Source organism: Emticicia sp. SJ17W-69 (assembly GCF_051209875.1).
Classification (GTDB): domain Bacteria; phylum Bacteroidota; class Bacteroidia; order Cytophagales; family Spirosomataceae; genus Emticicia.
Genome location: NZ_JBNTQY010000001.1, coordinates 579,088 through 591,402, shown reverse-complemented (window position 1 = coordinate 591,402; position 12,315 = coordinate 579,088). Strand labels below are relative to the sequence as shown.

The window sequence follows — 12,315 nt, the reverse complement described above, 5'->3', positions numbered from 1 at the left end:
CTACAGTCGATAGACCACTGTCAACGGTAATTTTATTTTTTTAAGTAAACCTTTTCCCGTTGAACGGAACGCCGCCCGCTATCGACTGTCGACCGTGGACTCTATTAAAGATTTTTTCTTTTTACTTGTTCAGTAATGTATTCCGAAGTTCGCATTGATGATGCTAAAATCGTCCAAGTTACATTTTTATCTCCTTGCGAAACAAAAGGTGCCGCATCAACTACAAATAAGTTTTTCACATCATGAGCTTGTTGATAAGCATTGAGAGCAGACTTTTTAGGATCATTTCCCATACGAACAGTACCTACTTCGTGAATAATCAAACCTGGAGCAGCCAAGCCATAATTAGTTTCTGGGCCTGGTTTTGGACCTAATGGAATTCCGCCCATTTCATGAATAATCCGCTCGAACGTTTCTTGCATGTGCTTTGCCTGGTTGACTTCATCTTGTGTCCATTTATAATTAAATCGAAGCACAGGAATACCATATTTATCAACCGTAGTTGGGTCGATTTCACAATAATTACTTGCCAACGGCACAGATTCGCCACGACCAGCCATACTTATATAAGCACCGTAAAAACGACGAATATCATCTTTCAAACCTGAGCCATATCCACCTGCATCTTTCTTGTTTCCATCACGACCTGGTATTTTTCCATTCAAACCTTCAATACCCATTCCAAAACCAAATGATGGCATTCCCATTCCTCCACCATATTCAATATGATAACCACGTGAAAAATCTAATTTTTTGTTATCCAACCACCAAGGTGTATAAACGTGCATACCACCCACACCATCTTCGTTGTAGCGTTTTCTATCCATCAAAGCAGGAACAAATGCTGAACGACTTGCTCCAGTTGAATCATTGATATATTTTCCAACTACACCACTTGAATTGGCTAAACCATTCTCAAAACGTGAAGATTTTGAATTGAGCAACAAACGAGCAGTTTCTCCAGCCGAAGCAGCTAAAATAACTACTTTTCCTCGCACAACCTTTTCTTCCATTGTAATCTTATCAACGTAAGATACACCAGTAGAAAGACCAGTATTAGGATCGGTCAAAACCTCACGAGCCATAGCATTATTTATCAAGGTTAAATTACCCGTTTTCATGGCAGGAATAACCAAAACAGAAGACGCCGAGAAATCACCATAAACCATACAAGCACGTCCGCATTGTCCACAATAAAAACAAGCTTGACGATGGTCGTTGATTTTTTTAGTAAGCATCGACATACGAGAAGGTAAAACAGGAATATTTAATCCTTTTCCTGCTTTTTTTATCATCATCTCGTGTAAGCGAGGCATCGGTGCAGGTAAATAAATACTATCTGGGTTATTTGGATAGTTTGCAACAGCACCAAAAACACCAATCAATTTATCAACTCTATCATAATAAGGACTAATATCATCATAAGTAATAGGCCAATCATCACCCACTCCTGATAAAGTTCCACGACGGAAATCATCTGGACCGAAACGCAAAGAAATACGGCCCCAGTGGTTAGTACGACCACCCAACATTCTTGAGCGAAACCACTTAAATTCTGTACCAGGAGCAGTTGTATATGGTTCACCTTCTATCTGCCAACCTCCCCAAGCAGCATCAAAATCGCCAAATGGACGAGTGGTGCCTGCACCTCTTCTTGGCGACTCCCAAGGTGCTTTTAGTTGGTTGATATATTTTGGGTCGGCAGGGTCGAAGTAGCCACCAGCTTCTAGCAAACATACTTTTGCTCCTGCTTTGGTTAGTTCATGGGCTGCCATTCCACCACCAGCACCCGAGCCAACAATGATTACATCAAAGACTTGGGGTTGCTCTTTAATCTCGAATAAGTTCATTTTATCAGGGATGAATAAATTTTGTTGATTTCAAAATACTAAAATAAATACTTTTATTTTTAATTGATGCTATACGAGAGATATTTATTTTTAAAATATTTTAATTTGGAAAGTTTGGGTATAAAAAAAGGCTCTTTAGAGCCTTTTTTTATATTAACACCATTTGGAAAATTGGGTTACAAGATCGTTAAATCTGCTTCGTTTTGAAGCTCAATTTGAGGTTTATCTCTGAAAATGCTCACTTTTCCTTTTACTTTTATCGATTTATCTTTCAAATCGGCTTCTGTAAATTTCACTTTTTTGAGAATTTCACCACGAACAACAACTGTTACATCATTGTCAGGAAAAGCTTTATCAATATTTATCAAGAGTAATTCCCCTGATTGGTTATTAAATTGTCTTGTTCCTGCTACTTTTCCTTGAAGAATAACTTCTTTTCCTATAAAGTCTTTGGCTTGAGCTGCTGTGATTGTTTCTTGTGAAAAAACATTGAAACAAATCAATGCAATAATGATGGTAAGTAGATTACGCATAAGTATAGATTTTCATGGTTTATAAATTTCTATACAAAGGTAGTAAAAGACTACTTCAAAATCTCTCTTGCAATCACTAATTTCTGAATTTCAGAAGTTCCTTCATAAATCTGTGTGATTTTTGCATCACGCATCAATCGCTCGACGTGGAATTCTTTTACATAGCCATATCCGCCATGAATCTGCACCGCTTCGGTTGTTGCCCACATGGCAACGTCTGAAGCAAATAGCTTTGCCATTGCCGCTGATTCAACATAATCTTTGCCCTCGTCTTTTTGGCGAGCCGCTTTATAAACTAACAAACGAGCTGCTTCGATTTTTGTCGCCATTTCAGCTAATTTGAATTGAATGGCTTGATGCTCGCTAATAGATTTACCAAATGCTTTTCTTTCTTTTGAATATTTTACGGCTAATTCATAAGCTCCTGCGGCAATACCTAAGGCTTGGGCAGCGATGCCAATTCTACCCCCATTGAGCGTACTCATGGCAAATTTAAACCCAAATCCATCAGCACCAATTCTATTTTCTTTTGGCACTTTTACATCAGTAAACATCAAAGAATGTGTATCTGACGAGCGAATACCCATTTTGTCTTCTTTTTTCCCAACAACAAAACCTTCTCTTTCTTTCTCAACAATAAAACAATTGATACCCTTATGTTTTAGTTCAGGATGGGTCTGTGCCATCACCAAGCACACCGAAGATGTACCGCCATTTGTAATCCAGTTTTTAGTGCCGTTTAGTAAATAGTAGTCTCCTCTGTCTTCGGCAGTCGTATGTTGAGAAGTTGCATCTGAACCAGCCTCTGGTTCGGACAAACAAAAAGCACCGATAATTTCGCCCGATGCTAAAGGTTTTAAATATTTTTGTTTTTGCTCTTCTGACCCGTATGCTTCTAAACCCCAACAAACCAAAGAGTTATTAACCGACATCACGACTGACGCCGAAGCATCAACTTTCGAGATTTCCTCCATGGCTAATACATACGAAATTGTATCCATACCCCCACCCCCATATTCGGGTGAAACCATCATTCCCATAAAACCCAATTCACCCATTTTTTTAACTTGCTCATAAGGGAATTTTGAATGGGTATCTCGCTCAATTGCCGTAGGAAGTAATTCATTTTGAGCGAAATCACGGGCGGCTTCTTTTACCGCCAAATGCTCTTCGGTTAAGTTAAAATTGATTCCTTCTATTGTTGTTGCTGCCATAGTTTACTTAATTTTTAGAATGCTTGTATGAAGTAGAAACAAAAATAGAAAGAATCAAATTAGTATGCAAGCATACTGTTATTTTTCAACAGGAAAAATTATCTAATGACTCTTGGGCAAGATAATGCTTATAATCCTGCTAAAATAGTTTTCAAAACTGCTTGTGCTGACCATTCACGATTGGCAGCTTGCTGAATCACAACAGACTGATTATCAAGTACTTCATCCGTAACTTTGAGATTCCGACGTACTGGAAGACAGTGCATAAAAAGTCCATTGTTGGTCAAATCCATTTTTTGTTGGGTAATCATCCAAGAAGGGTCTTGCGTAATCACTTTTCCATAATCATTATAAGACGACCAGTTTTTGCCATAAACAAAATCTGCCCCTTTGAGTGCTTCATCTTGGTTATAAATTACTTTTGCGTTACCCACCATTTGTGGAGCGAGGTCATAGCCTTCGGGATGCGTAATAACAAATTCGTAATCAGTCATATTTACCCATTCAGCAAAAGAATTGGCTACTGCTTGAGGCAAAGGTTTAAAATGTGGAAGCCAAGTAAGCACAACTTTCGGCCGAGCAGTTTTTTTGAATTCTTCAATAGTTATCAAATCGGCTAAAGACTGGCATGGGTGGCGAGTAGCTGATTCAAGATTTACAATCGGAACACCCGCATATTGGCGAAATTTTTCCATGACAATTTCTTTATAATCGGCCTCACGGTCCTGCAAGCCTGCAAATGCACGTACCGCAACAATATCACAATAACTTCCAATAACCGCAGCGGCTTCTTTGACATGTTCGGCTTTATCTCCATTCATAATTACGCCATCTTCCATTTCAAGCTGCCAACTATCTTGTCCAACGTTCATAATCATCACGTTCATGCCCAAATTTTGAGCAGCTTTTTGTGTACTCAATCGTGTGCGTAGACTTGGATTGAAAAATAACAATCCAATAGTTTTATTTTTACCTAATTCTTGGTCGACAAAAGGGCTTTTCTTTTGTTTTAAACCTTCTTGCACTAATTCTTGCACATTTTCGACGTCGTGCAAAGAGATAAAATTTTTCATTTTTCTTTGGAAATTATTCTTAATTTTTTGCTGTACGTTTGTTTTTCCCGATAAAGCAATATACTTATATAAAATTTATTTTTCATTAAAATCCTAAAGCATTTTCTCATTCATACAAAATCGCTCTACTTACTTTTGCAGGTAATGGGCCAAGCGTTGTAAGTTTCAATACTGCAATATTTACGCCTGCTTTTGCACAAGTTTCGATGTCTTTTCCTTCTAAAAATGCTGTCAAAAAGCCTGACCAGTAAGAGTCGCCTGCTCCTGTGGCATCAACAACTTCAATTTTCCTTGCTGCCATTTCAAACTTTTTTGTACCGTTTTCATACGAAATGATACTGCCTCTTCCGCCTAAAGTAAAGCATACAACCGACGCTCCCATACGATGCAAATCAGCTATTGCTTCCTCTGGCTCAACAACTCTGCCATAAAGTCTTTCGGCGTCGTCTTCACTCATTTTTGTTAATGCACTATGCTTGATATACGCCTCAATTGTTTGCCATGCTTCCGCTCGGTCAGGCCAAATAGTTGGAGCGTAATTCAAGTCAATACTCAATTGGCACCCCAATTTTGCCGCTCGTTCGGCTGCATCAACAATTGTTTTTTGAGCAGGGTTTTGGCTCAAAGCAAAACAAGTGGTATGAAAAATGGCACTTTGGCTCAATAATTCGTCCGAAATATGTTTTGGTCGAATCATGCGGTCGGCTGTTCGATAAGCAATAAAATCAGGTGTTGCCCGTGAGCGAGCTACCACTACAATACTCGACGGTTCTTGTTTATCAATTGCAATATGGCCAATATCAACGCCTGTTTCTCTTACTTTTTCGACTAAATATTTGCCTAAATTATCATCTCCCACGCATGAAACAATCGCTGTGGCATTACCCAAACGAGCCATATTTGCTGCCAAATTTGACGGGCTACCACCTTGAAATCTTTGAAAACGTTCGGTTGTAGAAATATCATCTGCTATTTCTATTCCAATAAAATCTGCCAGCAACTCGCCAACAGCTAAAAGTGCATATTTATGTGTCATTATAAGGTAAGGTTGAAGTATTTTCAGCAATAATAAAATTCTACATTATATTTTTCTTGGTAATCCAAAATAAAGGATAACTAAAAACCAAAAAGCCAAGGGCATAAACACCACTTTTAAAGTCTTGAAAAACCGCTCCAATCAAAAATAAAGCCGATACAATAATAAGTAAATAAGGTATGAATGGATAAGCTATTACTTTATAAGGCCGAGGCAAATTAGGCTCTTTTTTTCGTAACATAATAAGCGAAGCAAATCCAGCCATATAACCCATTACAAAAAAGAAAGTAGCAATATCTGATAAGCGTTCGCAAGTATCTTTTCCACTAATTATTAATAATATTGAACAAATTGCGGTAAAAGGCATCGCTATTGCGGGCGTGCCACCCTTGTTTACTTTTTGAGCTATTTTAAAGAAAAGTCCATCTTTACTCATCGAATAAATAACTCTTGGTGAAAACATAATTTGAGCATTGAGCATTCCAAGAATTGAAATCATCAAGAAAAAGGTGACAATTTTGCCTGATTTTTCGCCAAAAATCAATTTAATTGCATCTGCTGCGGCCAATTTTGAATTAGCCAAAGCATCCATTGGCATGATATAAAGAATAGCTAAATTAACTAACAAATAAATGGCAATCACAACCAAAACTCCTGTTATCATAGATTTTGGTAAATTTTTAGCAGGATCAGTGTTTTCTTCGGTGAAATATGAAGCAGTGTGCCAGCCGTCAAATGTATAAAAAACCTGTTGTAAGGCAATAATAAGTCCTGTAAACAAAGCGGGTTGAGCAACTTTTTGCGTAGTTAAAACCAAATCTTGAGTTTTTACATCACCACCATATACAAAACACATAAATACAAAAGCAAATAAACCAACCGCTTTCAGAAATGACATAATTTCCTGCGATTTTCCTGCTGATTTCGTTCCCAGCCAATGAAAACCCATCAATATAAATAAAATGCCAATAGCCATATATCTTATAAACGGCTCTGTTTCAGGTAATAAAAGAGCAATGTACTCACACATTGTATAAGCTCCAAAACCTAAAGCCGCCACTGTGCCAAACCAACTTGTAATTCCTGTAACAAAACCTATATAATCGCCAAAAGCCCGACGAGCGTACACGTACCATGCACCTGCACGGGGCACAGAAACACCCAACTCAATCGTACAAAGAACACCCAAAAAAGCATAAATACTTACCAAAACCCAAACCAACATAATGAGTGATGGGCTTCCCAAATTTGCAGCAATAGGCCCTGGCTTACGTAGAATTCCTGTACCTATTGTGCCTCCAATAGTTACAGCAATACCAAAGCCAACACCAAGCAATTTTAGAAGTTTATTTGAATCTTCAGTTTGGGTATTTTGATTCATAAATAAAAAGTTTTTCTTAGTTTTGAAACGAAGATAGTAATTTTTAGAGAATCTAAAATGTAGAATATGAAATGTATTAAGATTTTTGCAGTTTATATTTATATAAAACATTGACTATCAATATTTTATAATAAAAAGATAAAATACTAACAAAAAAAATCTATTATAGGAAATTTATTGATGGAAGAGTTGATATCATGTATATAAAACAAAAATGGTCAGCTTTTCGACCGACCATTTCTTAATTAAGATTGAAACAAGGTGTTTCGGCTTAACCTTTATGAAACAAAACTACGACAATAATATTTTAGGGAGTAAGTGTTGTACAAAATAAAAGGTTAGTAAATCTTCTAAAGGCCACCAGCCGAACCAGCGACCTATCAGAAGCATATAATTCATCATAGGTTATCAATTCTAAAATAATAATGCAAATATATGCAAAGTTTTTTGTCACTACCAAGAAATATTTGCATTTTTTTGCAATATTTGTATAAAATTTTGCAACATTATGCTTAAAGAAGAACGCCAACGCTTAATCTTAGAAAAACTAAATACAGACAAGAAAATAAATTTTGTCGAATTAGGGACATTTTTAGATGTTTCTTATGATAGTATTCGCCGTGACATCATCGAATTAGAGGACAAAGGTTTTTTGAAAAAAGTCCATGGTGGAGCTGTGGCGAATTCATACCTTTCTGTTTTAGGAACTAAAAAAATTGGAACAAATAGTAGTGAAGAGTTGACAATTTTATCAAAAAAAGCTCAAAAACTATTTGAAAATCGCCAAACTATCATCATGGACGGTGGAACAACTAATTTTTTCATGGCTGAACAATTATCCAAAACTCTTGAACTAACTATTGTTACTAACAGTCCTCCTTTAGCAATGGCCTTAAACGAGCATCCAAAAATCGAAGTAATTTTACTCGGTGGAAGTTATTATAAACGTTACCAAATTACACTTGGCAGCGAAGTTTCAAGCCAATTGGCACATATCAATGCCGACTATTACTTTATGGGTGTCAATGGTGTACATATTAATAAAGGATTGAGTATAAGGCATTATGAAGAGTCTTTGATTAAACAACAAATGATGCAAGCAGCAAAAAAAACAGTTTGCTGTATTATCGAAGAAAAAATAAATGTGCAAGAAGCTTATAAAGTTTGCAATTTTCAGCAACTCGATATGATGATTACCAATTTAAAACCAACGGATCATGCTCTGAAAGATTTCCAGAAGTTGGGTGTGGAGATTGTTTAAAGTCAATGGATTAAAAAAAGGATGTGTCATATCGTCGAAAAAACAAACGTGGCACATCTTCGAGATGTGCCACGTTTACGCTACTCAGCATTCAGAATTCTTTCAAAGTCTCACTTTCACTGCCAACAAGAAGTTTGTTCCTGCTTGTGGATAATAGAAATTTTCAGTTACAGTTTGTTTTTCAGAAATATAGCTATAAGTATAGCCATTCGATTCATATAAATGATTGAATAAATTATTGACTAATAAGCTGAAAGTCAACTCTTTTACAATCTTAGGTTTTATCGAATAGCTCGCTCTTATATCATTCACAAAAAAAGCATTCAAACTACGATTATCGTCAGAAGTATTATCCATGAATTGCTTACTTACATATTTTGTAAGCCAAGTAAATTCAAGATTTTTGGTAGGTGTATAAGAAAGTTGTCCACCAGCAATTAGGTTTGGTGAAAACGAAATATCCGTTTTTGAAAATTTATTGATTTTATCAGCATCACCATCATAATTTACGACTGTCTCAGTAAAATTCTTGATTTTGTTTTGACTGAAAGTAGTATTTGCTGCTAAAATCCAACGTGGGGCGAACTTCCAGTTCGCTGATAACTCTAAACCTGCACGGTAACTCTCCGCAACATTCACACGAATCGCCTCACCAACACCATTTACTTGACCCGTTAAAACCAATTGGTTTTTATAATTCATGTAATAAAAATTGGCATCAAAATTAAATTTTTGTCCTGCTAAACGATATCCAGCTTCTAAATCTTTTAGATTCTCTGCTTTTGGAGCTTTAGGTGCATTATCAATAAAATCTTGACGACTTGGCTCTTTATTCCCCACAGCATAAGAAGCATAAATCGAAGATGCTTTGTTGACTTGATAATTAACACCAAATTTTGGGTTAAAAAACTTGTAATCAGTTTTTTGTGTAATATCTTGGCGTTTATCTGCTGTTCCTTTTATATCATAACTTACTGTTCGGTATTGTAAATCACCATAAAAATTCAACGCATCATTTACTTGATAATACGCTTTTCCAAAGATATTAAAGTCTGTTTTCAAAGCATTACTTTGATACCAACGGTAGCGAATATCAGCAGTAGAAGCATTCTTTGCCCAAATAATTTCACCAAAATGATCACCATCGTACTTATTCCAAGCACCGCCAATATTAGCTAAAAACTTCTTATTTGATTGATAATCAAGCGAATACGTAATTCCATAAAAATCATTATCCAACCATTTACGACGCACTAAATCTGTTTTCTTAATTGTTTCGGTTCCAATAACTACATTTGGCAAACCATAATTTGAAAATTTGTCTTGTTCCTTATATTGTTCATAAAATCCACGTCCTTTGGTATAATGCAAAGTTGGATTAAATGTCCAATTTTTATTCAACTTGAAAGAAGAAATCAACTGATAATGGTCTTGCTGATAATCATCAACTTGATTATCATAAGTATAAGGATTAAAAGTGCGATTGGTTTTCAATAAGCTTTCAGGAACACCCTCCCAAGCTTGGTAAGTCTTTTCCTTTCCTGAAAAAACATTCAATCTTGCAAAACTATTCTTTCCATAATACCCTGCCGAAACATAAAAAGATTTTAAATCTGAAGAAGCTCGGTCGATATATCCATCAGAACTTAATTTTGATAAACGAGCATCTACTACAAAATGGTCATTTAATAAACCTGTGCTTGCTAAGACATTGGTTTTCAAAGTATTAAATGAACCAACTGTAAAATTAGTTTCACCATAAGCCTCTTGCTGATAACTCAAGGTATTGATGTTGATACTCGCACCAAATGCTCCAGCACCATTGGTAGAAGTTCCTACGCCACGCTGAACTTGAATACTTTGTGCCGAAGAAGCAAAGTCTGGCATATTAACCCAATATGTTCCTTGCGACTCTGAGTCATTATAAGGCACACCATTGAGTGTCACATTAATACGAGTTGGGTCTGTTCCACGAATACGAATACCAGTATAGCCCACGCCAGCACCAGCATCCGAACTAACTACCACCGAAGGTAATTGATTCAGCAAAAATGGCATATCTTGACCCAAATTTTGCTTTTTCAACTCTTTTTGATAGACATTTGTAAAAGCCATTCCCATTTTTTGATTAGCACGGGTCGAACTAACGACGACCTCATTGAGTTCACGAATCTTCGTTGAGTCCTGAGCGGTTGCAGTGAACAGTGAACAGTAAACACTGAATAGTAAACAATAGGTAGTTTTCGATAAAAATACTGTTGAGAGATTAGAACGGAACGCCACCCGCCGTAAACTGATAACTGGTAATTGATAACTGATAACTGATAATTGAATTGTTGTTAATTTTTTCATTGTTTTGAAAAGTTTTAACAACAGGAAAAAGGAGTAAAATCCTGTCGGACGGCAAACCGTCTTTTGGTTGACAAAATTTTAATTGAATGTTTGAAGCATCTTATCAGAAAATCATGAGTTTTCTGACAGAAAGGCTCTCTTTCCCTGCTGCGGCATTATCCGTGGACAGGTTCGATGGGTATAATCTCAGCCCGTTATATTAAGGCACCCCTTTTGAGATAAGTTTTGCAAAGTAAACGTTTTTTTTAGAAAACTTGTTTATATTAGTGAATAAATTTAGATTAAAAATAAGTTATTTTTTACATAAACATTTGATAATAAATGATTTATGTTTAATTTTATTGTATTTTACAAAAAGCCCAATTTATAGATATGAGCCAATTTATGGTAGAGTTTGAGTTACCAAACCCATTTCCAGAAAAATTAGTTATTAAAATTCCAAGCCAAAGATTGGTTGTTAATCAATTATTGGAAGACGGAAAGATTCAGTCTTATGCTCTCTCAATAGAGAGAGATCGACTTTGGTGTGTGGTAAATGCAGAAGATGAATTGGAAGTAATAAGAATCATTGGTGAATTCCCTTTAATCGACTTTATGCGACCAAAAATCACTGAATTGATGTTTAATAATGCGGTCGTGATGCGAGTCCCGTCTTTTTCTCTGAATTAAAATCATAGATTTTGTGAAAGCCTTCGTTTTAAAAAGTCTTTATATTTTTCTGTTTATTAGCCAAATATTATTTGGTTGCCGACAAAATCAAAAAGCTGAACAATCATACAAAGCTCCTGAGTTGAATACAACTTCTGAAGCTAAAATTGACATTCAAGAAAAACAAGTTGGAGATCAGTCGGTTATTCCAAACAAAGTTTATGAGGTTTTAAAATATATCCGTGAAAATGGGTCAGCACCGAATGGCTATGTTGGTGGAAGAAAATTCGGTAATTACGAAAATCTTTTACCTAAAAAAGAGCCAAATGGTCGGAGAATCAATTATCAGGAATGGGACGTAAATCCAAAAAAACAAGGCAAAAATCGTGGTGCTGAAAGACTCATCACTGGCTCTGATGGAAAGGCCTATTTTACCAATAATCATTACAAAAGTTTTGTAGAAATAAATAATCCATAATGCTTGGGCATTCACCGAGCGTCGGTCGCTCATTCACTCATTCAAAATTCACTCATTGAATCATGCCTAACTTCTTCATAATCAACAACTTAGAAACATTAAAAGGCTATCACATTGTTGAAATTGATGGTCTTAAAGCACACACCTTGCGAGGCTTCTACGAGGAAATGGCCAAAGGTTTAGATTTTCCTGAATACTTTGGTTTTAATCTTGATTCATTTGATGAAATGCTCAATGATTTATCATGGTTCGAGCATGATAAAATCGCTATTTATATTTCCAATTCTGAAAGTTTTGTAGAAAAAGAGCGAAATCCTGATAAACTTCCTACTTTGCTCGACTTATTAGATGCCACTTGTGAAGATTGGGAGTGGGTCGATGAAGATGATGATTTGCCTAAAAAAGAGTTAATCATTGCGTTTTCACCAAGCGATAGAATCGTCAAATTACTTGATAATCAAGAGATTAGCTATGAAAAAAAGTAATTAT

The 12,315-nt window shown here is 36.0% G+C and carries 11 protein-coding genes; 4 read left to right on the top strand and 7 right to left on the bottom strand.

Annotated elements, in window-relative coordinates:
- Nucleotides 1–104: 104 nt before the first annotated feature.
- The 6 genes from ACQUQZ_RS02620 to ACQUQZ_RS02595 form a co-directional block, all read right to left on the bottom strand.
- Complete coding sequence (locus tag ACQUQZ_RS02620; protein ID WP_435353188.1) at nucleotides 105–1,850, bottom strand: GMC oxidoreductase; 1,746 nt, start codon at nucleotides 1,848–1,850, stop codon at nucleotides 105–107.
- A gap of 176 nt (nucleotides 1,851–2,026) precedes the next feature.
- Nucleotides 2,027–2,383 carry a hypothetical protein gene (locus tag ACQUQZ_RS02615; protein WP_435353187.1) on the bottom strand — a complete coding sequence of 119 codons (357 nt, stop codon included), beginning with the start codon at nucleotides 2,381–2,383 and terminating at the stop codon, nucleotides 2,027–2,029.
- Nucleotides 2,384–2,433: 50 nt separating this feature from the next.
- Nucleotides 2,434–3,597, bottom strand: a complete 1,164-nt coding sequence (locus tag ACQUQZ_RS02610) for an acyl-CoA dehydrogenase (RefSeq protein ID WP_435353186.1) — start codon at nucleotides 3,595–3,597, stop codon at nucleotides 2,434–2,436.
- A gap of 128 nt (nucleotides 3,598–3,725) precedes the next feature.
- The gene (locus ACQUQZ_RS02605; RefSeq protein WP_435353185.1) at nucleotides 3,726–4,670 is read right to left on the bottom strand and encodes an N-acetylornithine carbamoyltransferase; all 945 of its coding nucleotides are present in this window, start codon (nucleotides 4,668–4,670) and stop codon (nucleotides 3,726–3,728) included.
- Nucleotides 4,671–4,776: 106 nt separating this feature from the next.
- Nucleotides 4,777–5,706, bottom strand: coding sequence for a carbohydrate kinase family protein (locus ACQUQZ_RS02600; protein ID WP_435353184.1), 930 nt, complete (start codon nucleotides 5,704–5,706; stop codon nucleotides 4,777–4,779).
- Nucleotides 5,707–5,746: 40 nt separating this feature from the next.
- Nucleotides 5,747–7,087 (bottom strand): APC family permease, encoded by a 1,341-nt coding sequence (locus ACQUQZ_RS02595; RefSeq protein ID WP_435353183.1) that lies wholly within the window; start codon nucleotides 7,085–7,087, stop codon nucleotides 5,747–5,749.
- A gap of 508 nt (nucleotides 7,088–7,595) precedes the next feature.
- Between ACQUQZ_RS02595 and ACQUQZ_RS02590 the strand changes: the two genes are divergently transcribed.
- Nucleotides 7,596–8,348, top strand: coding sequence for a DeoR/GlpR family DNA-binding transcription regulator (locus tag ACQUQZ_RS02590; RefSeq protein ID WP_435353182.1), 753 nt, complete (start codon nucleotides 7,596–7,598; stop codon nucleotides 8,346–8,348).
- 102 nt (nucleotides 8,349–8,450) lie between these two features.
- Here the strand turns inward: ACQUQZ_RS02590 and ACQUQZ_RS02585 are convergent, their stop codons facing one another.
- On the bottom strand, nucleotides 8,451–10,700 hold the full coding sequence (locus ACQUQZ_RS02585; protein ID WP_435353181.1) for a TonB-dependent receptor: 2,250 nt from the start codon (nucleotides 10,698–10,700) through the stop codon (nucleotides 8,451–8,453).
- Nucleotides 10,701–11,072: 372 nt separating this feature from the next.
- Between ACQUQZ_RS02585 and ACQUQZ_RS02580 the strand changes: the two genes are divergently transcribed.
- The 3 genes from ACQUQZ_RS02580 to ACQUQZ_RS02570 all read left to right on the top strand — a co-directional run bounded on the left by ACQUQZ_RS02580 (nucleotide 11,073) and on the right by ACQUQZ_RS02570 (nucleotide 12,311).
- On the top strand, nucleotides 11,073–11,369 hold the full coding sequence (locus ACQUQZ_RS02580) for a hypothetical protein (protein ID WP_435353180.1): 297 nt from the start codon (nucleotides 11,073–11,075) through the stop codon (nucleotides 11,367–11,369).
- A gap of 13 nt (nucleotides 11,370–11,382) precedes the next feature.
- Nucleotides 11,383–11,826 (top strand): ribonuclease domain-containing protein, encoded by a 444-nt coding sequence (locus ACQUQZ_RS02575; protein WP_435353179.1) that lies wholly within the window; start codon nucleotides 11,383–11,385, stop codon nucleotides 11,824–11,826.
- Nucleotides 11,827–11,888: 62 nt separating this feature from the next.
- Nucleotides 11,889–12,311, top strand: coding sequence for a barstar family protein (locus tag ACQUQZ_RS02570; protein WP_435353178.1), 423 nt, complete (start codon nucleotides 11,889–11,891; stop codon nucleotides 12,309–12,311).
- Nucleotides 12,312–12,315 lie beyond the last annotated feature (4 nt).